Here is a 21,515-nt window from a genome sequence, read left to right on the forward strand (position 1 = left end):
CTACCGCAGCTTGAGGGTTGAGAGCCCGATCAGGGCGAGGATGACGGCGATGATCCAGAAGCGGATCACCACCTGGCTCTCGGTCCAGCCAAGCTTTTCGAAATGGTGATGGATCGGCGCCATCAGGAAGACGCGCTTGCCGGTCATCTTGAAATAGCCGACCTGAATGATGACCGACAGGATCTCGACCACGAACAGGCCGCCGATGATGGCCAGCACGATCTCGTGCTTGGTGGCGACCGCGATGGTGCCGATCAGGCCACCCATGGCGAGCGAGCCGGTGTCGCCCATGAAGATGGCCGCCGGCGGCGCGTTGAACCACAGGAAACCGAGCCCTGCCCCGATCACCGCACCCAGAATCACGGCCAGTTCGCCCGTGCCGGGCACGAAGTGGATCTGCAGATAATCGGCGAAGATGGCGTTGCCCGACAGATAGGCGATGACGCCGAAGGACGCGGCCGCGATCATGATCGGCACGATGGCGAGGCCGTCGAGTCCGTCGGTGATGTTGACGGCATTGCCTGCCCCCACCACCACGAAGGCGGCGAAGGGAATGAAGAACCAGCCGAGATTGATGATGAATTCCTTGGCGAAGGGGAAGGTCAGCGAGGAGGAGAACGGCTCCTGCCCGTAATGCATGATCACCCAGGCGGCGATGCCGGCGATCAGGAATTCGAAGGTCAGGCGCGCCTTGCCGGAAAAGCCGAGATGCGACTGCTTCGTCACCTTCAGATAGTCGTCATAGAAGCCGATGGCGCCGAAACCCAGCGTCACCAGCAGCACCACCCACACATAGACGCTGGAGAGGTTGGCCCACAGAAGCGAGGAGACGACGATGCCAGTCAGGATCATCAGGCCGCCCATGGTGGGCGTGCCTGCCTTCTTGAAATGGGTCTGCGGCCCGTCGGCACGGATCGGCTGACCCTTGCCCTGCCGCAGACGAAGAGAATCGATGATGGCCGGACCGAAGATGAAGACGATCAGGGCCGAGGTGATCAGCGCGCCGCCGGTACGGAAAGTGATGTAACGGAAAACGTTGAAGACCGTGATCCGGTCCGCGAATTCCACGAGCAGCGTCAGCATACGTATCGTCCCCAAAGGCCCTCAGGCCCGTTCATCAATGGCCGGCGTGAGCCGGAAACCTGTTCAGCAGCGCCGCAACGATCCTTGAGAAGCCGATCCCCTTCGACGACTTCACCATGATCACGTCATCCGGCTGCACCGTGTCGATGAGCAGCCGCCCGAGATCGTCGGCCTCGTCGCGATGGACGACGGCGACGTCGCTCGGCAGCACCTCAGCCAGCGCCTTCATGTGCGGCCCGCCGAGCAGCACATGGCTGATGCCGGTGCCGACGATCAGTTCGGACAGGTCCGCGTGCAGCTTCTCGGAATGCGCGCCCAGTTCCAGCATGTCGCCGAGCACCGCGATGCGGCGGCCGTCGCCCTCCAGCGGCGTGGCGTCGAGCAGATCGAGCGCCGCCTTCATGGAAGCCGGATTGGCGTTGTAGCTCTCGTCGATCAGCGTAAAGGAGCCGCCGCCATGGGCAAGCACATGGCGCTGGCCGCGGCCTTCCGGTGCAGGCAGGGTGCCAAGCGCCAGCGCCACGCGGTCGATGTCGGCGCCCACAAGGTCGGCAGCCCCAAGAACCGCCAGCGCGTTCTGCACCATGTGGCGGCCGGGCGCGCCGATACGCGCCACCACCTCGCGACGCCCGATGCGGGCGGTCATGGTGGAATGGTCGGCATTGAGAACGCAGTTGATCAGCCGATAGGTCGAGCGCTGATGCTCGCCGAAGCCCAGTACATGCTCGACGCCGGCCTCACGCGCCAGCTTGCCCAGCATGTTGGCGCGCGGGTCGTCGCGATTGAGAAGTGCCGCTCCACCCGGCTCGATGCCTTCGAAAATCTCGGCCTTGGCTTCCGCGATCTCGTCGAGGTCGCGGAAGAAGCCGAGATGGGCAGCAGCCACCAGCGTGATCAGCGCCACATGCGGGCGCACCATCTTCACCAGCGGGCGGATTTCACCCGGATGGTTCATGCCGATTTCGAAAACGGCATATTCGGTGTCTTCCGGCAGGCGGGCCAGCGTCAACGGCACGCCCCAGTGGTTGTTGAACGACTTGTCAGACGCATGCACGGAGCCGACCGAGCCCAGCACATAGCGCAGCGCCTCCTTGGTGGTCGTCTTGCCGACAGAGCCGGTAACCGCGATCACCTTGCCGCGCGAACGCGCGCGGGCGGCCATCGCCAGCTTTTCCAGCGCCGCCAGTACGTCGGGAACGACGATCATCGGCGCGGTCAGGCGGCCGAGCGCGGGCAGCTTGCCTTCGGCGACGATCAGAACGGCAGCGCCCGCCTTGATTGCAGCCGTGGCGAAATCATGCCCATCCATCGTCTCGCCCCTAATGGCGAAGAAGGCGTCGCCAGCCTGGAGCGTACGGGTATCGATGGATATGCCGTGAATGCCCGCCGGCATGTTGCCGAGCGGGCGTCCGCCCATGGCATCGATCAGCGCTTCAGCGGTCCAGAGATAGCTCATTGCGCAACCTCCTTCAGCGCCATGCGCACCTCGTCATGGTCTGAAAACGGCAGCGTCTCGGCTCCAACGGTCTGCCCTTCCTCATGGCCCTTGCCGGCCACTATCAGCGTATCGCCCGCCCGCAGCATGGCCACCGCCTCGTGGATCGCCTTGCGGCGGTCACCGATCTCGATGGCCCCCGGCGCCGCCGCCATGATGGCGGCGCGGATATCGGCCGGCACTTCGGTGCGCGGATTGTCGTCGGTAACGATCGTCACATCGGCCAGCCGCGTGGCGATCTCGCCCATGATCGGGCGCTTGCCGCGGTCGCGGTCGCCGCCGCAGCCGAACACAACGATCACCCGCCCGGTGGTGAAGGGACGCACCGAGGCCAGAACGTTCTCCAGCGCATCCGGCTTGTGGGCATAATCGACATAGACCGGCGCGCCGGCGGTGGTCGCACCCACCAGATCGAGGCGGCCCGGCGCACCTTTCAGCTTCTCCAGCGCGGCCATCGCCGCCGGACCCGATGTGCCGGTGGAAATGGCGAGGCCGGCGGAAACCAGCGCATTGGCGATCTGGAAATCGCCGGCCAGCGGCAGGTCGATCTCATAAATGTCGCCGTCATGGACGATCTCGGCGCGTTGCTTCGCACGCTCATGCTCGACACGGTTGAGCTTGAGGAAATCGCCCTTGCGGCCAACGGTCAGCACATGATTGCCGGCCGCCCTTGCCGCGTCGATGGTCGCCTGCGACCACGGATCGTCGGCGAAGATGACGGCCGGAGCGCCTTGCGGCAGCAGGCCGCGGAACAGGCGCAGCTTGGCTGCGTGATAGTCCTCGACCGTGGGGTGATAATCCATATGGTCGCGGCCGAGATTGGTGAAGGCGGCAGCGGCAAGGCGCACGCCGTCCAGCCGGTGCTGGTCGAGCCCGTGGCTGGAAGCCTCCATCGCGGCATGGCTGACGCCTTCGCCGGCCAGCTCGGCCAGCAGCTTGTGCAGCGCGACCGGATCCGGCGTGGTCAGCGAGCCATATTCGTTGCGGCCGGGCGCCACCACTCCGGTGGTGCCGATGGAGGCCGCGGCAAAGCCGGCATGCTCCCAGATCTGACGGGTGAAGGCGGCAACGGAGGTCTTGCCGCTGGTGCCGGTCACGGCAACCATGGTCTGCGGTTGCGCGCCGTAAAATTTCGCGGCAGCCAGCGCCAGCGCGCGGCGCGGATCATCGACCTCGATCACCGGCACGGACAGCGCGCCGTTCGTACGCCCCTTCGCAGCCACCACCGCGATCGCACCGCGGCTGGCGGCGTCAGCAGCGAAATTCGCGCCATCGGCCTTCGCGCCCGCGAGCGCGAAAAACAGCATGCCGGGCCGGATGGCACGCGAGTCCGACGACAGGCCGGCAATCTCCGTATCGGAGGGAAACGCCTCGTGGAGAGGCACTATGCCGGTCAGATCATCGGGTCTCATATATCTACGCTCACCTCTTCAGACTGCGCGGGATTGCAGCAGAATCACTCAATAGGATGCCAGCGTTGCCGCCTTTTCTTGGCCAAATTCCGGCTCGACGCCAAGCAGGGCCGCCGAACGGCGAATAATGTTGGAAACGATCGGTGCCGCATTGAAGCCCGCGGTCGCGCCCTGCCCCGGCAATGCCTGCGGCTCGTCGATGACCGACAGAACGATGTATTGCGGATCGTCCATCGGGAATGCGGCGAGGAAGGCGTTGAAGCGCTTGCCGCTGACATAGCGCCCGTTCACCACCTTTTCGGCGGTGCCGGTCTTGCCACCGACGCGGTAGCCGGGAACCGTGGCGCGCCGTCCCGAGCCGCCCGGCGCGGTGGCGTTGAGGTTGTAGAGATAGCGCATGTCGGCGCTGGTCTTTTCGCTGACCACGCGCGTGGCGCCCGCCATCGCTTCTTCGGCGGTGCGCGCAAGGAATGTCGGGTTCATGAGATGGCCGCCATTCATCAGCGCGGCGGCTCCCACCGCCGTCTGCAACGGCGTGGTGGTGAAACCGTGACCGAAGGATGCGGTGATGGAATGAACCTTCTTCCACACTTTCGGCTCCACTGGCCGCGCCACTTCCGGCAGCTCGGTCTTCATCCGTTCCAGAATGCCGAGCCTGTGCAGGAATTCGCGATGGCCCTCGATGCCGACGATATCGGCCTCGCGCGCCGAGCCGATGTTGGAGGAGTAGATGAACACCTCCGGCAGCGTCAGCACCCGGCCCTTGCCATGAAAGTCGCGGATGGTCTGGCGCCCAATGGTGATGGGGCGGGTGGCGTCGAAGGTCGAGTTCAGGTTGGCCTTGCCCGAATCCAGCGCCATGGCGGTGGTGAAGCTCTTCACCGTCGAGCCCATCTCATAGAGGCCCGCCGACATGCGATTCAGGCGATCCTTGTCCTGGGCGTTGACCGGATTGTTGGGATCGAAATCCGGCACCGAAGCCATGGCGACGACCTCGCCGGTCTTGGCGTTGAGCACGACGGCGCCGGCGGCGATCGCCCTGAAGCGCTCCATGGCCGAGCTGATTTCGTCATGAACGATATGCTGCACGCGCAGATCGACCGACAGGCGCACCGGAGCCAGATCCTTGGGCAACGCCAGACCGCTCTGCTGGAGATCGGCAAGCCCCTGCCCGTCGATGTACTTTTCAAGGCCGGATATGCCCTGATTGTCGATATTGGTGAGGCCGACGATGTAGGCCGTGGTCGCGCCGGCCGGATAGAAACGCCGCGTTTCCGTGCGGAAACCGATGCCGGGAATGCCGAGCTGCATGATCTCCGATTGCTGGCGCGGGGTAAGCTGGCGCTGCAGCCACACGAAGCCCGCACCGCTCTTGAGCTTGTTGTAGGTCTGCTCGTAATCGAGGTTCGGCAGCACCGTCGCCAGCTTCTCGATCGCCTCGTCGGCGTCGACGATATGGCGCGGCTCGGCAAACAGCGAAGACGTCTTGATGTCGGTCGCCAGCACCTCGCCATTGCGGTCGATGATGTCGGGCCGCGATGCGGTCACCCGGCTTGCCGGCGCGCCCGAAGGCACGGGATCCTGAAAGCCCAGATAGACAAGACGGCCGCCAATCGTGGCATAGATGCCGAAGAAAACCGCCATGGTCATGATCACGCGGTTGCGCGTGCGCCCGCCGGTGGACTTGCGGGCGGAGTCCATGACGATGGAACTGTCATCGCCGGATTGGCGGATGCGCCGGAACGGGTTGATCCTGCCGATCATTCGACGGCTCCGGTCTGGGTCTGATCGATCAGCCGTCCGGCCGCATCGGCAGCCGTGATGTCCTCAATGGACAGGGGCCGCTGCGGCAGGCTGTCGATGCGCGCGAACTGGTAGGGATTGACCTGTTCAAGGCCGAGCTGCTCCTGATAGCGCTCCACCAGCCGCTGCAACCGCGCGGGCTGGGTGAGCAGGCTCCAGTCGGCCTTCAGAAGATCGATGGTTTCTTCCTCGGTGCGGATCTGCGTCTGAAGCTTGCGAACCGTCGCAAGCTGCTCGCCGGCGTCGCGCTTGATCGAATAGGTCATGGCCGCCGCGGCCACCATGACGCCTATCAGAACGATGTCGCTGGTGCGGAACATGCTCTCACCTCTCTCCCGAAATGGCGGGAAGTCTTGGAAGCCCGAAAACCGAAAGATCGTTGCCGCGCGGCGGTGCGTCGGTGCGTATTGCAGCCCGAAGCCGTGCCGAGCGCGCGCGCGGATTGCGTTCCACCTCGGCCTCGCCGGGCGCAATGCCGTTGCCGGCGCGGCGGAACGTGGCGGCCCGCTGCACGACCTGCGGCAGATGGCGCGATCCGGCCGTCGTCTCGTCGCGATCGGCAAGGAAGCGCTTGACGATGCGATCCTCAAGCGAATGGAAGGTCACGACGACAAGCCGTCCGCCGGGCTTCAGCGCCCGCTCAGCCGCGACCAGCGCGCGCGACAACTCGCCCAGTTCGTCATTGACGTAGATGCGCAGCGCCTGAAACACGCGCGTGGCAGGATGGATCTTGTCCTTGGGCGAGCGACCGACCAGCGTCTCGATGGCGTCGGCCAGTTCCAGCGTGCGGGTGAAGGGCCGCTTCTCCCGCCACGCCTCGATCATGCGGGCGATGCGTCCGGCATGGCGTTCTTCGCCCAGCAGCCCGAAGATGCGGGTCAGATCGGAAGTCTTGTAGGTATTGACGACGTCGGCAGCGCTCAGGCCCGCCTGCGCCATGCGCATGTCGAGCGGCCCGTCGGCGCGGAACGAGAAGCCACGCTCGGCCTGATCGAGCTGCATGGAGGAAACGCCGATATCCAGCACGACGCCGTCGACCTGTTCGACATGTTCGTCCAGCAGCGAAAACGGCGCATGAACGAGACGCAGGCGCCCCTCATGCTCTGCTTCCAGCGCCCTTCCCGCCGCGATGGCGTCGGGATCGCGATCGATGGCGACGACCGATGCGCCGGTGCCGAGAATGGCGCGCGTGTAGCCGCCGGCCCCGAACGTGCCATCGACGATCACGTCGCCGGGCACCGGCGCCAGTGCTTCGATGACTTCATCGAGCAGAACGGGAATATGGGGCGCTGCGGTGTCGGAACCGGCCGTCATGGCGTCTGCCCCGGCGTGGATGGGTTGGCAGCCGCCTGCCGCAGTTTCAGAAGCCGCTCGCGCACCTTCGCGCCATGCTCCGCCAGCCGGCCCGGCTCCCAGATCTGGAAGAACTGCCCGCGACCGACGAAGGCCACCTCCTGAGAGATGCCCGTATGCGCGCGGATGAAGTCCGTCATCATGATTCGCCCGTCCTGGTCCAGCTTCAGGAACGTGCCGTCGCCATGGCAGAAGAAGGACATGTCGTCCGCCGTCTGCTGGAAAGGGTCTTCCTGCGCAATGCGCTGTTCGTAGCGGTCGAGCAGGTCGAGCCCGCCAACATCCATGGCCGGCGCATCGAGCCCCCTCAGCGCATAGAGTTCGGAGTAGCCGCGCTTCAGAACCACCGCGCGAAAGGGCGCAGGCACCGACACCCGCCCTTTGGCGTCGATCCGGTTCACTGAGCTTGACAGAAAACGGTCCATGATGTGCTGCAGCCGCTTGCGCCGCCGCACCCCTTTCCATCGTCGCATCCGCGCCGCCGCGGCGCGGTCCCTCGTTCAGACCCCTGCCTTTGACCTTACAGGCGCACACCATCGCGCGAGCAGCCGACGCGGCCGCCCGTCTGGCAAACGCATAACCCTGAAACGAAACAAAGGCTTGAATCTGCAAATGGGATAACATGGGGTTCTATGGGCGTCAACGGGAACACATTGCACGATCACCTCTCCACCTCCGTCCCGGCGGCGAGTTTTGCGGTACCGTTCTTTATGATCCATTAAGCCTAACGAAACCTTACCCGGGCGGCGCTCAGCATCCCGCCTGCGCCGCCTCCGGCACCGCTGTCCCGCGACATGAAAACCGGCTGAATCCGCCATTCAGAGCGGGTTCATGGCCCTGCCGGCAAGGTGTCATCGTCATCAACAGGAGGAGCACACCATGACCATCGCAACCCTTGCCAGACTGACCGTCGCTGCCGGCGTCCTGACCGCCTCTGTCTCCGGCGCCTACGCCTATACGATCCACTACAAGGACGGCAGATACAGCGTGACCTGCGAGAATGGCGACAGATGGACCCGTGGCAACGGCACCCAGCAGATCAGCCATGCGGATGCGGCCAACATCTGCGCCAAGCGCGGCAGCGCCATCATCGACAGTTCCGGCGCCGGCGGCTCCGGCCCCGTCAAAGGCGCGAAGAAGTCTGTTCAGGCCATTCACAAGGCAAACTGAACCCAGCAAAACCCCGCTCCGGCGGGGTCTTCCTTTCAGGCGGCATGGGATGGTCGCTCGCCTCCCGGGCGGGCCACAGGCGACAGAAACCGGAGAAAAATGCCAGCCGGCCTGTAAGCCGGGTTTTGTATGGCCTCCGCGCCTTGCGGCACGGAAACGTGGCGGCCATTCATCTTGGACGCCTGTTGCCAGACGCCTCACGCAACCTACCCGGACGGTGGGCCGGAAACAGCCCCCGGGGTTTCCCCCGCACCGCCCCTATTCGGTTTTGCTCCCGGTGGGGTTTACCGTGCCGCTTCCGTTGCCGGTCGCGCGGTGGGCTCTTACCCCACCCTTTCACCCTTACCGCGCACGAGGCGCGGCGGTTTGCTTTCTGTGGCACTTTCCCTGGGGTCGCCCCCGCCGGCTGTTAGCCGGCACCGTGTTTCCATGGAGCCCGGACTTTCCTCACCCGCAGCCTTTCGGCTCCTGCTGGTGCGGCCGCCCGGCCGGCTGGCAGTTGCGTATAAAGGTGTTCCGCCGCCAAAACGCAACAGAAAAGCAGCCTCTTCCCCGTTAACTCGACGGCACCAGCGAAGCCATGTGCACCTTCACCTTGCTGCAATAGGCCGAAGAAACGGGATTCATGCGCTTGGCCGCATGGCCGGCATTGTATTTGAGGATCGTGCCGCATGTGGTTCCGCCGCCGAGGGTGTGCGCCATGGCCAGATATTTCATCCCGTATTTGATGTTGGTTTCCGGGTTGAAAAGCCCCTTCGACGAGCCGCTGTAACCCATCATGCGCGCGGTTGCAGGCTTGATCTGCATCAGGCCGATCTCGCCGGAACTGCCCACCACGTTGGGACGGTAGTTGCTTTCCACCTTGACGACTGCATGCGCCAGCGAAACCGGCACGCCATAGCTGGCAGCATATTTGCTGATCAGCGTGGAATAGCTGGTTCCCGAGGCCACCGCGGCCTTGCCTGCCTTGCGGGCGGAGCGCTTCTTTCCCGTGGAAGGTTTTGCCCTGGTGGAAGCAGCCTTCCGGGCCGTTTCGCTGTTCTCTGCTTTCTTTACGAGAAGTCCGCGTCCTCCCAGTTGCGGATCGAAACGGTCGGCTTTTACCGGACCAGAAGCAATAGCGAGCATAGCGGCAGCAACAGCCGCCGTGAAAACGGTTATTTTTGTCATTTTATCCTGTTCAGTATCGGCGCACGAAGAACAACGCGCGCACTGGATATGATGGGACCGGGAGTTATTTTCCGGGAGGACCGATCAGCTTGGGCATTCCTCTGAAGGGCGATGCCGGAGCAAAAATGGCAAAGTCGTTCAATTAAAATTACACTATATTACGAAGTTCAATTTATTATAATCTAATCAATATCTTGCGTGACGGAAGCGAGCAGCCGCTCAAGCGTCCTCAAAGTGGAACCATCGGCAATTCCGTCGACAATGCGGCGGCGGAAGTGGCGCTGGAAGGCCTCCACGACGATGCGCGTCTGCGCGTCGTAGACCCCGGTGATCTCCACGCCATAGCCGTAGAGCGCCAGCATGGATTGCAATTTCTCGACATCCGGTCCTGCATCGCCCTCGGCAAGCACCGGGCTGGCGCGCACCGGCGAAGGCGGCACCAGATGGCCGACGCCTTCCCCGAACAGCCGCTTCCACGGAAATTTCTCGCCCGGATCGACCTTGCGGCCGGGCGCGATGTCGGAATGGGCGAGCACTCGTTCCGGCCGCACCTTGTGGCGCTGCATGATGCCCCTGCACAAGGCGATGACGGCATCGATCTGCCGCTTCGGAAAACGCGGATAGCCCAGCCCATGGCCCGGATTGACGATCTCGATCCCGATGGAGGTGGAATTGATGTCGCTCACGCCCCGCCACGAGCTTTTGCCGGCGTGCCAGGCGCGGTCGCTTTCGCGCACCATCTGCACGATGCGCCCATCCTCATGCACCAGATAATGCGATGAAACCTCGCTCTCGGCATCGCAAAGCCGCACCTCGGCCGCATGGCCGCTCTCCATGCCGGTATAGTGCAGGATGATCATGTCAGCCCGCATCCCTTCCCGCCGCGGGCCGAAATTGGGCGAAACCCTGATTTCGGCACCGGCATGATCGGGGGCGAAACCGCTCATGCCGCCTGCAGGCTCCGCTCGATCAACTCATAGGCGGCATTGATCGCCGCCAGCCGTGTGGTGGCGATGGCTATGAACTCCTGCGGCAGCCCCCGGCCGATCAGCCTGTCGGGATGATTCTCCGCCACCAGCTTGCGGTAGTGCCGCTTCACCTCGGCCAGCGGCTGGCCGCGTTCGATGCCCAGCACGATGTACGGATCGGCCGTGCCCAGTTCGACATGGCGCGACAGGATCGTCTGGTAATGATCCTCGGCGATGCTGAAAATCTCGGCAACCCGACGCAGAAAACCTTCCTCGCGCTCGTGCAGCACCCCGTCAGCGGTCGCGATGTGGAACAACCCGTCGAGGATGTCTTCCAGCATCATGCAGTTGGGGCCGCCATTGCCGCACAGCCCCGCCATCTGGCGTGCATAGACCTCGAAGCCAGCGGTATCATGCTTGGCCAGATCATAGAGACGCGCGACATTGCGCGCTTCCTGCGGCGGCACCTCGAAGATCGCCTGAAAGGCCCGCACCTCGTCCTGCGTCACCACGCCGTCCGCCTTGGCCATCTTGGCCGAGAGCGCAATCATGGCCACGGAAAACGCCACCTTGCGCCGCAGCTCGGGATCGCCGGCGAACAGGGTACGGACGGCCTCCACCATGTCGGCCACGCCGTGAGCCGTAGAGGAGGAAAGGCGCTGAATGAAATCGCCGATGCGGTTCCAGATGGACATGGTGGCTGTTTAGAGCCTTTCGCTCGTGCAGGGAAGCATGCTGTTTCCCGTTATGCTCCCATGACCATCAGGTGTGACAAAAAAGGGCCGGCAACGCCGACCCTTTGCAACCTGAACGGTGTTGGAAAATTATTCGGCCGGCGCGGGCATCACAGGATCAACCTGCGAACCGCTGTCGCTCGGGGCCGGAGTAATGCTCTGCGTGGTGGAACCGTCCGTGGCGGGCGGTGGAGCGGCAGGCGCGGTCGCATCAGGCGCAACAGGCTGCTCGGCGGCCGGCGGCGTGGTGCTCTGGGTGGTGGTCGCATCGGAACCGCTGTCACTGCAGGCGGCAACGCCGAAAAGCGCCACGGCGGAAATCGATGCAAGAACGAGCTTCTTCATGTTTCAGTCTCCTTACAAACACCCCCGCCTTCCCTGGCGGTTGCGAATGTAATGCCGAAACGCGCTATCTGTTTCATAACGTTGCGTTTCGTTCTGTAACAGCGCTCCCTTTCTCCGTGCTCTCTTCATCCATCGTCACGCGCCTGTCATTGCCCTGCGATACCCGCTGTGCCCACAACCACAGGGGAGAAACTTTTCATGACCGACGTTTCAGGCGAACTGGTTTTCCGGCGCGGCAAGGAAGTTGGCAAAGCCGTTTGCCGAAATGGTGCCCTCTCCCGCGACGGCCTGTCGGAGCGCCTGTTCGCCCTGTTGTTTTCCGGTCTGGTCTACCCCCAGATCTGGGAGGATCCCGAAACGGACATGGAGGCGATGCAGCTCGGTGAAGGCCATCGGGTCGTCACCATAGCCTCCGGCGGCTGCAACATCCTGGCCTATCTCACCCGCTCACCGGCCAGCGTCGAGGCGGTGGACCTCAATGCGGCCCATGTCGCGCTGAACCGCATGAAATTCGCCGCGGTCCGCCACCTTCCCTCCCATGGCGACCTGTTCCGCTTCTTCGGCGAGCCGGGCAATGATCACAATGCCCACGCCTATGACGCCTTCATCGCCCCGCATCTCGATCCGGCCAGCCGCCAGTACTGGGAAAAGCGCAACTGGCGCGGCAGGCGACGCATCGAGCTGTTCAACGGCAATTTCTACAATTCCGGCCTGCTCGGCTTCTTCCTGTCGGCCGGCCATCGCATCGCCAGATGGCAGGGTGTCGATCCAGCCGAAATCATGCAGGCCAAAACGCCTGAAGAGCAGCGCCGCTTCTTCGAGGGGCGGCTCGCTCCCCTCTTCGACCGGCCGCTGCTGAAATGGATCACCTCGCGCAAATCCTCCCTGTTCGCGCTCGGCATTCCGCCGGCCCAGTATGATGCCCTGCTCGCCTGCGGCGACGGCTCGATGGCCGGGGTGCTGCGCGCCCGGCTTGAAAAGCTCGCCTGCGACTTTCCGCTGAAGGACAACTACTTCGCCTGGCAGGCCTTCGCCCGCCGCTATCCCGCCGCTGGCGAAGGTGCGCTGCCCGATTATCTGGTGGCAGCCCGCCACGAGGTTGTGAAACGCAACATCGACCGTGCCAGCATCAACCATGTCAACATGACCGACTATCTGGGCGCAAAGCCGGATGGCTCAGTCGACCGCTTCGTGCTGCTCGACGCGCAGGACTGGATGACCGACGCGCAGCTCAACGCGCTGTGGGCGCAGATCACCCGCACCGCGGCACCGGGGGCGCGTGTGATCTTCCGCACGGCCGCAGAACCCAGCGTCCTGCCCGGGCGCGTAGCTACGGAACTGCTCGACCAGTGGTCCTATGAAGAAGAAGCGTCCCGCGCCTTCTGCAAGACCGACCGTTCGGCCATCTATGGCGGCTTCCACCTCTATGTGAAGGACGGGCAGTGAGCACCGGCAGCCATGCCGCGCTCATGGACGGCATCTACCGCCGTCAGCGGCACATCTATGACCTGACCCGCAAATACTACCTCCTCGGCCGCGACCGGCTGATCGAGGGACTGGACGCGGCACCCGGCGACACCATTCTGGAACTTGGATGCGGTACGGGACGCAACCTTGCGGTGGCGGCCACACGCTATCCGCAGGCGCGCTTCTTCGGCCTCGACATCTCCGCCGAGATGCTGTCGACCGCCAGCACAGCCCTTGCGCAGAAGGGGCTGGCAAGCCGTGTCACGCTGGCCGTTGGCGATGCCACCGACTTCGATCCCGAAAGCCTTGTCGGCTCCGGCCGTTTCGACCGCATCTTCCTCTCCTATTCCCTCTCCATGATCCCCGGATGGCAGCAAGCCATCTCGGCCGCGCTCTCGGCGCTGGCGCCGGGCGGTTCCCTGCACATCGTGGATTTCGGGCGTCAGGAGCGCCTGCCCCGCTGGTGTCGGGCCGCCTTGCGCAACTGGCTGGCCCGGTTCCACGTCACGCCGCGTGATTCTCTGCGCGAAGTTCTGGAATCGGAATCTGCGAAGCGGGGCGCAAGCCTCTGCTTTGAAAGCCTTTATCGCGGCTATGCCGTGCGCGCGGTGGTCACTGCACGTCACCTGCCGTCGTAAGCGCGGTCGCAAGGGCGGCCACAAGCAGCTCGGAGCCATACCCGGCTGCCCTCGGCGTCAGCCCCATGCGCACGACCACCATGCGGCGCGACGGGATGACGGCAATTGTCTGCCCGTCATGCCCCTTCAGCCAGAATGTGTCGGCGGGAACCCCCATCCGCGAGCCATTGCCGCCCGGTGCCTCCAGCCACAGCTGCCCCCTGCCATAGACGCCGTTGGATGCGGGCGCGGGTTCCCGCATCCACGACACGAAGCCGGCGGGCAGGATCCTCTCGCCGCTCCACACACCGTCGTCGAGCAGGAACTGCCCGAACCGCGCCCAGTCGCGTGCCGTGGCATAGATGTAGGACGAGCCGACGAAGGTGCCCCTTGCATCCGCCTCGATCACCGCGCTCGACATGCCGAGCGGCCCGAACAGGGCGCGGCGCGGCCATTGCAGCGCCTGCTGCGGATCGTCCAGCGCCTGCTGCCACAGCCGCGACAACATCACCGATGTGCCGCTCGAATAGGAGAACACCTCTCCCACCGGCCCGCCCAGCTCCTTCGTGGCGGCGAAGCCTGCCATGTCCGGCTCCAGATAGAGCATGCGGGTCACGTCGGCGACGGCGCCATAATCCTCATTGAAGACGAGCCCGCTCGACATGGCCATCAGATCGGCGATCGTGATGTCCTCCCGCCCGTCGCCGTCCCAACCGGGAAACAGATGGCTGGTCTCCACGCGCATCCGCCCTTCCCTTATCAGAGTGCCGATAATGGCGGCGTTCACCGTCTTGGACATCGACCAGCCAAGCAGCGGCGTCTTTTCTGAAAAACCCGCGCCGTAGCGCTCGGCGACGATCTTCCCGTCCTGCACCACGACGATGGCGCGCATTCCCGGCCCCGCCAGATCGTCGTCGCCCACAATGGCGGCGATTCCGGGCAAAACCGCCCCTGCCCGCTCCCCCGCAGGCCACGACGCAACCGGCTCCTGCGACAATTGAACGGCGCGCGCCTGCTCCAGATCGCCATCCGGCACGCTGGCGCAGCCCAGTCCGTCGCGCGCGATGGCGGTGCTTTGCCCCAGAACGCCGAGCAGACCGGCCTTCACCGTCTTTGCATCGCGATCGACCGACACCCGCATCAGCTTCAGCAGCGGATGGCCGGGGGCCTGCACGTCCACCTCCAGCACCTCGTCCGGATCGCGCCCGGCGATGAACACATTCGAGCAGACGATCTTGGCGGCATAGCCTGAGCCCACCCGGATCAGTTCGGGCGGCGCGAAATAGAGCCATGCGAACAGGCCGGCAACGGCAAGCACGGCTATCCCCGCCACGGCTTTCAGAAGCCTGATGAACAACCACATCGCCTTCCCCGTCGATTCGCCCTGAACATGCACGCATATTTGCGGTTCTGTACGACCCCATCAACCGAATATAAACCATGTCCGGGCGATGACCTGAGGAAGAGTTCATTTCGTCAGGACGGGGAAGCGCTGCGGGATGCCCCGGCGCCTGCACTTGCCATCGCAAACGGGTTCGGGGTTACAAATGCGCCGACTGGCATTCATTCTGGGACTGTCCCTGCTCGGCGCCTGCTCCACCACGCTGGAGGATATGGCCCCCACGAGCGTGCCGTCCACCACCGCCCCCTCATCTGTCTCCAGCAAAGCTCCGCGTTTCGGCGACAGCAATCCGCATGACTGGCAGGGAACCACGCCATGGCATTATGCCGTGCACGGAACCGACGTGTCCAAATACCAGACCTCGGTCGACTGGGCGCAGGCGAAGGCCGCCGGCATTTCCTTCGCCTTCATCAAGGCCACCGAAGGCGGCGACCGCGTGGACGACTATTTCCACGAGCACTGGCGCGGTGCCAAGGCCGCCGGCGTGCCGCGCGGGGCCTATCACTTCTACTATTTCTGCCGCCCGGCCATCGAGCAGGCGCGCTGGTTCATCCAGAACGTGCCGAAGGACCCGTCGGCAATGCCGCCCGTGCTCGACATGGAATGGAACCCGCAGTCTCCGACCTGCAAGCTGCGCCCGCCGCCTGAGACGGTGCGAACGGAAATGTCGATCTTCCTGAAGACCATCGAGAACCACTACGGCAAGAAGCCGATCATCTACACCTCGATCGACTTCTTCGACGACAACAGGCTCGCCACCTTCCATGGCTACCCCTACTGGCTGCGCTCCGTCGCCGGCCATCCGTCGAACCGTTACGGGCCGCACCCCTTCACCTTCTGGCAATATACGGGCACCGGCATCGTGCCCGGCATCAGGGGCAAGGCCGACATAAACGTGTTCAACGGGACACAGGCCGCCTGGCAAAAATGGCTGAAGCAGAACACCCGTTGACAGCCCTGAGCCAATGACATTCATGGTTCCGGCCATGGCTCCTGCCCGCTTTTCGACATAAGCGGTTGCCATAGAGCGCCCTTTAAGGATGCCTTTGAGAATCCCGTCGAGTCCGGAAGGAAACCCATGCGTACGCCTGTTCTTGCCTTTGCTACACTGATGACGGCCTTGTCCGGTGCGGCCATTGCCCAGGAATGCGGCACGGATTTCGATGCATGGAAGCAGGGCGTGGCTGAGGAAGCCCGGGCCGCCGGCGTTGGCGAAACGGGCCTGCGCGCTCTTGAGGGCGCCGACATCGACACCCGCGTTCTGGCCCGCGACCGCTCGCAGGGCGTGTTCTCGCAGACCTTCATCGAGTTCTCCGGCCGCATGATCTCCGATTACCGGCTGAAGCACGGCGCAACCAACATGCGCAAATACGCCTCCGTCTTCGACCGGGCCGAGCAGGACTATGGCGCGCCCGCCTCGGTGATCACCGCTTTCTGGGCGCTGGAAACCGATTTCGGTGCCGTGCAGGGTGATTTCCCCACACTCAACGCGCTGGTGACACTGGCGCATGACTGCCGCCGCCCGCAGCTCTTCCGCCCGCATCTGGTGCCGCTTCTCACCCTCATCGACCGCGGCGTGCTGCCCGCCGACGTGAAGGGCGCGTGGGCCGGAGAGATCGGCCAGACCCAGATCCTGCCGGCCGACTACCTCAACAACGGCGTCGACGGCGACAATGACGGCATCGTCGACCTGCGCAACAGCGCGCCTGACGCCATCATGACCACCGCCAAGAAGATCCAGTCGCGCGGCTGGATCCCGGGCCAGCCCTGGATCGAGGAAGTCCGCATCCCCGACGATCTGCCGTGGGAGCAGACCAGTCGCACCAACAAGCTGTCCGTGGCCCAGTGGAACCAGTGGGGCGTCACCCGCCGCGACGGCAGCCCGCTGGCCGACAATGGCCAGACCGCCGGGCTTGCCCTGCCGATGGGCCGCAAAGGGCCGGCCTTCCTCACCTACGATAATTTCGAGGTCTACCTGAAGTGGAACCAGTCCTTCACCTACGCCCTCACGGCGGCGGTGCTGGCCACCCGCCTCGACGGTGCCCAGCCCTATGATCCGCGCTCGCCCGAACAGGGGCTCAGCATGGAGCAGATGAAGGATCTGCAGCGCAAGCTTCAGGCCCTGAATTACGATGTCGGCAATGTCGACGGCATTCTCGGCACCAACACGCGCGAGGCGGTCAGGCAGGAGCAGATCCGCCTCGGCATCCCCGCCGACGGCTGGCCGACAATGGATCTTCTGTCCCGGCTTTGAGGCCCTTTCGCAAAAGCGCAGGGCCGGTTTCGCGAAGCCCACATGCGTCAAGGCAGCTATTGAGGGCGCAGGCACCGAATCCCTGCGCCGGTTTTCGTCATCGCAGAAGGCAGCTATTGAGGGCGCAGGCACCGAATCCCTGCGCCGGTTTTCGTCATCGCAGGCAGCACAACCTGCATGGCGTCATCCGGGATTTCCCCTCGCCACAGGTTGCACCGTCATAATTTATGCACAAATGTTAAATCGGTTTTACCTTGCAAATTCAGCGACTAGGCAGAAACCTCTCCACAAATCCGCCGCAATGGCGAAAATTTTTTGCTTGTCTGCCGGCAAAATGCTTCTAGATTCCGTGAATAGCTTTTCAGAAGGAGGCTATTTATGGGACTTACGAGGCCTATCAACGCATTGATAATCTGCGCCGCTTTCGCGTTCGTCGGCGCTCTGATCATAGGCGTCCTTCCCTGACCTGAAGGTCACGGGGGCCAGTAATACAGAACCCACAACCTGAAAGCAGAGATCAAACAAAAAGGCCGGGCACAGAGCCCGGCCTTTTTTGTTTGTGGTGTTTGGCCTGTGGCCGTCTCGTCAGGCGGCCACGCTCGCTCCGTTTCCGTTGCGCGGGCGAATGCCGATCATATGGCACACCGCGAAGGCGAGATCGGAACGGTTCATCGTGTAGAAATGAAAATCGCTGACACCACGCTCGACGAGATCGTGCACCTGCTCGGCCGCCACGGCGGCGGCCACCAGCGCATGCGTCTGCGGATCGTTCTCCAGCCCGGCAAAGCGCTCTCGAAGCCACAGGGGAACATGCGCGCCGGCGCGGGCCGAAAAATTCACGACCTGCCCGATGTTGTGAACCGGCAATATGCCCGGAACGATGGGGATATAGATGCCCGCACGGCGCACGCGCTCGACATAGCGCTCATACACGTCGTTGTCGAAGAAGAACTGGGTGATGGCGCGCGTCGCGCCGTTGTCCACCTTGCGCTTGAGCATATCGATATCCGTGGCGAAGTCCGGGCTTTCGGGATGCTTTTCGGGATAGGCCGAGACCGAAATGTCGAAATCGCCCTGACGGCGAAGCGCCGCCACCATCTCCGCGCCATTGGCATAGCCGTCGGGATGCGGCCGGTAGCCGGTGCCGGCACCCGCAGCGGGATCACCGCGCAGGGCCACGAAACGCGTGACGCCAAGCTCAACGAACTGCCGGATCACGGCGTCGACTTCCTCGCGCGAGGCATCGATGCAGGTGAGATGGGCGGCAGGCGCAAGGCTGGTCTCGCGGATGATGCGGGCAACGGTGCGCGCCGTGCGCTCGCGCGTCGAACCACCCGCGCCATAGGTCACCGACACGAAATGCGGATGCAGCGGCTGCAGGCGCGTAACGGTTTCCCAGAGCCGCGTCTCCATATCGTCCGTCTTGGGCGGGAAGAACTCGAACGAGACACGGATGCTGTCTCCCAGATCGGCACGCCGGGAAAAACGATACTGGTTCATCAGGCGACTTCCCCGATTCGTACTGCATGGGAGGTTGGGATGGGATCCGCGATCAGCAGGCGACGGTCGCGACCGAGCCAGAGCTTGACGGTCAGCCTGCCGCCGCTGTTGCCCTGCGGCTCGAATTCCTGGCTGCTTTCCAGATCAAGCCCGGACTCCGCAAACCACTCGCCGATCTGGCGGTCGGAAAAGCCCAGTCTCTGATGTGCATGCTCTTCGCGCAGGAATTCCAGCGAATGCGGCGCGAAATCCACGATGATCAGCCGCCCGGACGGGCGCAGCAGCCGCGCGGCCTCGGAAATGGCGCGGGCCGGATCATCGAGATAGTGCAGGACCTGATGAATGGTCACGAGGTCATAGGCATCACGCTCCACCGGCGGCGCGAAGATATCGCCCTGCCGCACCTGCGCATTGGTGACGCCGGCGCGCTCAAGATTGGCGCGCGCAACGGCCAGCATCTCGCGCGACATGTCGATGCCGACGCCACGCCGGTAGAGCGGCGACAGGATCTCCAGCACACGCCCGGTGCCGGTGCCAAGGTCGAGCATGGACTGGAATGGACGCTTGCCGACCAGTTCCAGAATAGCCGTCTCCACCGCCTTGTCGGGCACATGCAGCGAGCGAATCTCGTCCCAGCTCGCGGCATTTTGCGAAAAATATTCGGTCGCCCGCTCCTGCCGGCGCCGCTTGACCGTCTCCAGCCGCTCCATGTCGCGCTCGATCGGCGGATCGGCGGCATCGACGCCGGCGATCAGCCGCATCACGAAAGCACGCGCCATTTCCTGATCCGAGAGCCGGAAAAAGGCCCACGACCCCTCCTGATAGCGGCCGATCAGGCCCGCTTCGAGCAACAGCTTGAGATGGCGCGAAACGCGCGGCTGCGACTGGCCGAGAATTTCCGTGAAATCGGATACCGTCAGGTCGCCCTGCGCCAGCAATATCAGGATGCGCAGCCGGCTGGATTCCGCAGCCGCCTTCAAGGTATCTACCATCGTATCGAGGGTGACGTTCATGCCCAGCCTTACCTAAGGTGACATTCAAGAAAGATATAAAGATATGTTTATGTCATTGTCGAAAGATTTGCAACGGGTGATTTTTGTCCTACCCGTTTTGTGAAAATCCGGAGCGCACGCGCATGTTTGAACAACGTCACGACGAGCTGAAGCTGACTGAGGACCCCGCCGGGATGGAGCCTGACGGGCATGTCGTCTTCATCGGCCGCATGTCCTCGCCATGGACCCTGCGCGAGGAATGCCCGAAGAACATGCGACAGGCACGCGAGCGCAACGCACCGGCAAGGCTGGTGCTTGAACCCGCTTACCGCGACGGGCTTTCCGGTCTCGAAGGCTACAGCCACATCCACATCCTGACATGGCTGCACCATTCGCCGCGGAATCTGATTGTGCAGAAACCGCGCCATGCGACTGAAGCCAAAGGCGTTTTCGCGATCCGCTCGCCGGCCCGCCCCAACCCCATCGGCCTGCACACCGCCACCATCCTCCGCATCGACCGGAGTTCCGGAATCATCGATCTGGATGCGATCGATGTGCTGGACGGCACGCCTGTCCTCGACATCAAGCCCTATTTCCCGTCCGTCGATGCCATCGCGGACGCGAAAATCCCGAACAAGGAGCGGACATGATCCGCTCCACCGGGCGCCAGAAGGCGATCGCGAAGGCAATTACCGCGCTTCTGCCGATGGCGCCCTACGCCGATATCGAGAAGATCAGGGCCGATGCCGGCGCGCCGCATCTGAAAGCCCTGCCCGCCTCCATCGCCGTCTGGCTGGCAACGGTGGCCCATATCCGCCATGCGCACACGGACTACGAAAAGCTGCTGGCCGAAGGCTATGACCGGGATTCGGCCCGGTTCTTCGTGGTCGACGAGATCAATGCATGGCTGACGAAATGGCGGGCCACGCGCCTCCTCGACCCTGACGAGGACGACAGCTGAGCAGTTTCAGTCCTTGCGCACGGCCACGATGAACAGGCGCGGAAAGCGCAGCAGCACCTTGCCATCGGCAGCGGCCGGATAGGCAGCCGCGATCTTTTCCAGATAGCGCGCAAGAAACGCCTGCCGCTCATCCTCTTCCAGCGGATCGACGAAAGGCTTCAGCCCGGTCGATTTCAGCCACTCGACGATGGCATCCGGTCCGGCCAGCGGGTGGTTGTAGAATGTGTGCCAGATGTCGAGGCGCGCGCTCAGCGGCGTCAGCAGGTCATAATAATGCTGCACGGGCGGCAGCGGATCGCGCGCCGCATCGGCGATCTTCGCCGCGAACGGCATTTCGGCGGCCGTCTCGCGCATCAGCCGATGCGAGGGCTCGCCCAGATTGTCGGGCATCTGCACGGCCAGCGTGCCGCCCGGCGCAAGCTGGTCCATCAGCCGCACCAGCACCTGCGGGTGGTTGGGCAGCCACTGGAACACGGCGTTGGCGAACAGCACGTCCGCTTTCTCCGCAGGCGACCAGCTTTCGGCGTCCGCCAGTTCAAAGCTGACGCCCGGAAGGCGCTTGCGGGCTTTTTCCAGCATGTCCGGCGACGTATCGATGCCCGAAACCTCGGCGTCCGGCCAGCGCCCGGCCAGCAGCTCGGTGGAATTTCCCGGCCCGCACCCGATGTCGACAACGCGGCGGGGCGAGACGGCCGGCACCTGCGCCAGCAGGTCACGCGACGGGCGCGTGCGCTCGTCCTCGAATTTCAGATATTGCGTGGCCGACCAGTCTTTCATTGCGCCCCCAAT

Annotated in this window: 22 protein-coding genes and 1 other RNA gene; 7 read left to right on the forward strand and 16 right to left on the reverse strand. The window is 63.9% G+C overall.

Annotated elements, in window-relative coordinates; genetic code table 11:
* The 7 genes from mraY to mraZ are packed head-to-tail and all read right to left on the reverse strand — an operon-like array spanning position 1 to position 7,571.
* Positions 1-1,083, reverse strand: a complete 1,083-nt coding sequence (mraY, locus tag MIC97_RS05165; protein ID WP_183831133.1) for a phospho-N-acetylmuramoyl-pentapeptide-transferase — start codon at positions 1,081-1,083, stop codon at positions 1-3.
* 34 nt (positions 1,084-1,117) lie between these two features.
* The gene (locus MIC97_RS05170) at positions 1,118-2,539 is read right to left on the reverse strand and encodes a UDP-N-acetylmuramoylalanyl-D-glutamyl-2,6-diaminopimelate--D-alanyl-D-alanine ligase (protein ID WP_239799135.1); all 1,422 of its coding nucleotides are present in this window, start codon (positions 2,537-2,539) and stop codon (positions 1,118-1,120) included.
* On the reverse strand, positions 2,536-3,990 hold the full coding sequence (locus tag MIC97_RS05175; protein ID WP_239799136.1) for a UDP-N-acetylmuramoyl-L-alanyl-D-glutamate--2,6-diaminopimelate ligase: 1,455 nt from the start codon (positions 3,988-3,990) through the stop codon (positions 2,536-2,538). Before MIC97_RS05175 ends, MIC97_RS05170 begins: the two co-directional genes overlap by 4 nt.
* A gap of 48 nt (positions 3,991-4,038) precedes the next feature.
* Positions 4,039-5,754 (reverse strand): penicillin-binding protein 2, encoded by a 1,716-nt coding sequence (locus MIC97_RS05180; protein ID WP_239799137.1) that lies wholly within the window; start codon positions 5,752-5,754, stop codon positions 4,039-4,041.
* Positions 5,751-6,113, reverse strand: coding sequence for a hypothetical protein (locus MIC97_RS05185; protein WP_183831141.1), 363 nt, complete (start codon positions 6,111-6,113; stop codon positions 5,751-5,753). Before MIC97_RS05185 ends, MIC97_RS05180 begins: the two co-directional genes overlap by 4 nt.
* A 4-nt stretch (positions 6,114-6,117) precedes the next feature.
* Positions 6,118-7,107, reverse strand: coding sequence for a 16S rRNA (cytosine(1402)-N(4))-methyltransferase RsmH (gene rsmH / locus MIC97_RS05190; protein ID WP_239799138.1), 990 nt, complete (start codon positions 7,105-7,107; stop codon positions 6,118-6,120).
* Positions 7,104-7,571, reverse strand: a complete 468-nt coding sequence (gene mraZ / locus MIC97_RS05195; protein WP_239799139.1) for a division/cell wall cluster transcriptional repressor MraZ — start codon at positions 7,569-7,571, stop codon at positions 7,104-7,106. Before mraZ ends, rsmH begins: the two co-directional genes overlap by 4 nt.
* A gap of 454 nt (positions 7,572-8,025) precedes the next feature.
* Between mraZ and MIC97_RS05200 the strand changes: the two genes are divergently transcribed.
* The gene (locus MIC97_RS05200) at positions 8,026-8,316 is read left to right on the forward strand and encodes a hypothetical protein (protein ID WP_239799140.1); all 291 of its coding nucleotides are present in this window, start codon (positions 8,026-8,028) and stop codon (positions 8,314-8,316) included.
* A gap of 98 nt (positions 8,317-8,414) precedes the next feature.
* On the opposite strand, the gene rnpB is transcribed toward MIC97_RS05200, so the two are convergent.
* From rnpB to MIC97_RS05225, 5 genes are all read right to left on the reverse strand, one after another.
* An RNA gene (rnpB, locus tag MIC97_RS05205) (RNase P RNA component class A) lies at positions 8,415-8,812 on the reverse strand.
* Between the two features lie 59 nt (positions 8,813-8,871).
* Positions 8,872-9,486, reverse strand: coding sequence for a transglycosylase SLT domain-containing protein (locus tag MIC97_RS05210; protein WP_239799141.1), 615 nt, complete (start codon positions 9,484-9,486; stop codon positions 8,872-8,874).
* Positions 9,487-9,668: 182 nt separating this feature from the next.
* Positions 9,669-10,433: an N-acetylmuramoyl-L-alanine amidase gene (locus MIC97_RS05215; protein ID WP_239799142.1), complete on the reverse strand. Its 765-nt coding sequence runs from the start codon at positions 10,431-10,433 to the stop codon at positions 9,669-9,671.
* Positions 10,430-11,149 carry a DnaJ family molecular chaperone gene (locus MIC97_RS05220; RefSeq protein WP_239799143.1) on the reverse strand — a complete coding sequence of 240 codons (720 nt, stop codon included), beginning with the start codon at positions 11,147-11,149 and terminating at the stop codon, positions 10,430-10,432. The genes MIC97_RS05215 and MIC97_RS05220 overlap by 4 nt, the downstream gene beginning before the upstream one ends.
* A gap of 129 nt (positions 11,150-11,278) precedes the next feature.
* Positions 11,279-11,533 carry a hypothetical protein gene (locus MIC97_RS05225; RefSeq protein WP_183831155.1) on the reverse strand — a complete coding sequence of 85 codons (255 nt, stop codon included), beginning with the start codon at positions 11,531-11,533 and terminating at the stop codon, positions 11,279-11,281.
* A 198-nt stretch (positions 11,534-11,731) separates the two neighbouring features.
* On the opposite strand from MIC97_RS05225, the gene MIC97_RS05230 reads away from it, so the two are divergent.
* Positions 11,732-12,979 carry a DUF3419 family protein gene (locus MIC97_RS05230; RefSeq protein ID WP_239799144.1) on the forward strand — a complete coding sequence of 416 codons (1,248 nt, stop codon included), beginning with the start codon at positions 11,732-11,734 and terminating at the stop codon, positions 12,977-12,979.
* A gap of 23 nt (positions 12,980-13,002) precedes the next feature.
* The gene (locus MIC97_RS05235; RefSeq protein WP_239801038.1) at positions 13,003-13,638 is read left to right on the forward strand and encodes a class I SAM-dependent methyltransferase; all 636 of its coding nucleotides are present in this window, start codon (positions 13,003-13,005) and stop codon (positions 13,636-13,638) included.
* On the opposite strand, the gene MIC97_RS05240 is transcribed toward MIC97_RS05235, so the two are convergent.
* Complete coding sequence (locus tag MIC97_RS05240) at positions 13,613-14,980, reverse strand: serine hydrolase (protein WP_239799145.1); 1,368 nt, start codon at positions 14,978-14,980, stop codon at positions 13,613-13,615. The two genes, MIC97_RS05235 and MIC97_RS05240, sit on opposite strands and share 26 nt — an antisense overlap.
* Positions 14,981-15,230: 250 nt before the next feature.
* Here MIC97_RS05240 and MIC97_RS05245 point away from each other — a divergent pair, with 250 nt between their 5' ends.
* Together MIC97_RS05245 and MIC97_RS05250 are read left to right on the forward strand one after the other, a co-directional pair.
* Positions 15,231-15,971: a glycoside hydrolase family 25 protein gene (locus MIC97_RS05245; protein WP_239801039.1), complete on the forward strand. Its 741-nt coding sequence runs from the start codon at positions 15,231-15,233 to the stop codon at positions 15,969-15,971.
* A 126-nt stretch (positions 15,972-16,097) separates the two neighbouring features.
* Positions 16,098-17,273 carry a lytic murein transglycosylase gene (locus MIC97_RS05250; protein WP_183831163.1) on the forward strand — a complete coding sequence of 392 codons (1,176 nt, stop codon included), beginning with the start codon at positions 16,098-16,100 and terminating at the stop codon, positions 17,271-17,273.
* 585 nt (positions 17,274-17,858) lie between these two features.
* On the opposite strand, the gene metF is transcribed toward MIC97_RS05250, so the two are convergent.
* Together metF and MIC97_RS05260 are read right to left on the reverse strand one after the other, a co-directional pair.
* A complete protein-coding gene (gene metF, locus MIC97_RS05255) occupies positions 17,859-18,773 on the reverse strand; it encodes a methylenetetrahydrofolate reductase [NAD(P)H] (protein ID WP_183831165.1) in 915 nt (304 codons plus the stop codon).
* The gene (locus MIC97_RS05260) at positions 18,773-19,786 is read right to left on the reverse strand and encodes a metalloregulator ArsR/SmtB family transcription factor (RefSeq protein ID WP_239799146.1); all 1,014 of its coding nucleotides are present in this window, start codon (positions 19,784-19,786) and stop codon (positions 18,773-18,775) included. The genes metF and MIC97_RS05260 overlap by 1 nt, the downstream gene beginning before the upstream one ends.
* 122 nt (positions 19,787-19,908) lie before the next feature.
* On the opposite strand from MIC97_RS05260, the gene tsaA reads away from it, so the two are divergent.
* Both tsaA and MIC97_RS05270 read left to right on the forward strand, forming a co-directional pair.
* Complete coding sequence (gene tsaA, locus MIC97_RS05265) at positions 19,909-20,415, forward strand: tRNA (N6-threonylcarbamoyladenosine(37)-N6)-methyltransferase TrmO (protein ID WP_239799147.1); 507 nt, start codon at positions 19,909-19,911, stop codon at positions 20,413-20,415.
* On the forward strand, positions 20,412-20,726 hold the full coding sequence (locus MIC97_RS05270) for a DUF2293 domain-containing protein (RefSeq protein ID WP_239799148.1): 315 nt from the start codon (positions 20,412-20,414) through the stop codon (positions 20,724-20,726). The genes tsaA and MIC97_RS05270 overlap by 4 nt, the downstream gene beginning before the upstream one ends.
* A 6-nt stretch (positions 20,727-20,732) precedes the next feature.
* Here MIC97_RS05270 and tam read toward each other — a convergent pair whose 3' ends face one another.
* Entirely contained in the window at positions 20,733-21,503 is a 771-nt protein-coding gene (gene tam, locus MIC97_RS05275; RefSeq protein WP_239799149.1) for a trans-aconitate 2-methyltransferase, read from the reverse strand.
* Positions 21,504-21,515: the final 12 nt, after the last annotated feature.

The organism is Aquamicrobium sp. NLF2-7 (genome assembly GCF_022359935.1).
GTDB lineage: Bacteria > Pseudomonadota > Alphaproteobacteria > Rhizobiales > Rhizobiaceae > Mesorhizobium > Mesorhizobium lusatiense.

What these genes read in the sequence shown, in the direction of transcription:
- MIC97_RS05185 (WP_183831141.1), bottom strand. Translation starts at nt 6,113, where the DNA reads ATGTTCCGCACCAGCGACATCGTTCTGATAGGCGTCATGGTGGCCGCG.
- MIC97_RS05200 (WP_239799140.1), top strand. Translation starts at nt 8,026, where the DNA reads ATGACCATCGCAACCCTTGCCAGACTGACCGTCGCTGCCGGCGTCCTG.
- MIC97_RS05250 (WP_183831163.1), top strand. Translation starts at nt 16,098, where the DNA reads ATGCGTACGCCTGTTCTTGCCTTTGCTACACTGATGACGGCCTTGTCC.
- MIC97_RS05230 (WP_239799144.1), top strand. Translation starts at nt 11,732, where the DNA reads ATGACCGACGTTTCAGGCGAACTGGTTTTCCGGCGCGGCAAGGAAGTT.
- mraY (WP_183831133.1), bottom strand. Translation starts at nt 1,083, where the DNA reads ATGCTGACGCTGCTCGTGGAATTCGCGGACCGGATCACGGTCTTCAAC.
- MIC97_RS05240 (WP_239799145.1), bottom strand. Translation starts at nt 14,980, where the DNA reads ATGTGGTTGTTCATCAGGCTTCTGAAAGCCGTGGCGGGGATAGCCGTG.
- MIC97_RS05235 (WP_239801038.1), top strand. Translation starts at nt 13,003, where the DNA reads ATGGACGGCATCTACCGCCGTCAGCGGCACATCTATGACCTGACCCGC.
- rsmH (WP_239799138.1), bottom strand. Translation starts at nt 7,107, where the DNA reads ATGACGGCCGGTTCCGACACCGCAGCGCCCCATATTCCCGTTCTGCTC.
- MIC97_RS05270 (WP_239799148.1), top strand. Translation starts at nt 20,412, where the DNA reads ATGATCCGCTCCACCGGGCGCCAGAAGGCGATCGCGAAGGCAATTACC.
- MIC97_RS05225 (WP_183831155.1), bottom strand. Translation starts at nt 11,533, where the DNA reads ATGAAGAAGCTCGTTCTTGCATCGATTTCCGCCGTGGCGCTTTTCGGC.
- MIC97_RS05260 (WP_239799146.1), bottom strand. Translation starts at nt 19,786, where the DNA reads ATGAACGTCACCCTCGATACGATGGTAGATACCTTGAAGGCGGCTGCG.
- MIC97_RS05210 (WP_239799141.1), bottom strand. Translation starts at nt 9,486, where the DNA reads ATGACAAAAATAACCGTTTTCACGGCGGCTGTTGCTGCCGCTATGCTC.
- metF (WP_183831165.1), bottom strand. Translation starts at nt 18,773, where the DNA reads ATGAACCAGTATCGTTTTTCCCGGCGTGCCGATCTGGGAGACAGCATC.
- MIC97_RS05220 (WP_239799143.1), bottom strand. Translation starts at nt 11,149, where the DNA reads ATGTCCATCTGGAACCGCATCGGCGATTTCATTCAGCGCCTTTCCTCC.
- tsaA (WP_239799147.1), top strand. Translation starts at nt 19,909, where the DNA reads ATGTTTGAACAACGTCACGACGAGCTGAAGCTGACTGAGGACCCCGCC.
- MIC97_RS05170 (WP_239799135.1), bottom strand. Translation starts at nt 2,539, where the DNA reads ATGAGCTATCTCTGGACCGCTGAAGCGCTGATCGATGCCATGGGCGGA.
- MIC97_RS05180 (WP_239799137.1), bottom strand. Translation starts at nt 5,754, where the DNA reads ATGATCGGCAGGATCAACCCGTTCCGGCGCATCCGCCAATCCGGCGAT.
- mraZ (WP_239799139.1), bottom strand. Translation starts at nt 7,571, where the DNA reads ATGGACCGTTTTCTGTCAAGCTCAGTGAACCGGATCGACGCCAAAGGG.
- MIC97_RS05175 (WP_239799136.1), bottom strand. Translation starts at nt 3,990, where the DNA reads ATGAGACCCGATGATCTGACCGGCATAGTGCCTCTCCACGAGGCGTTT.
- tam (WP_239799149.1), bottom strand. Translation starts at nt 21,503, where the DNA reads ATGAAAGACTGGTCGGCCACGCAATATCTGAAATTCGAGGACGAGCGC.
- MIC97_RS05215 (WP_239799142.1), bottom strand. Translation starts at nt 10,433, where the DNA reads ATGAGCGGTTTCGCCCCCGATCATGCCGGTGCCGAAATCAGGGTTTCG.
- MIC97_RS05245 (WP_239801039.1), top strand. Translation starts at nt 15,231, where the DNA reads ATGGCCCCCACGAGCGTGCCGTCCACCACCGCCCCCTCATCTGTCTCC.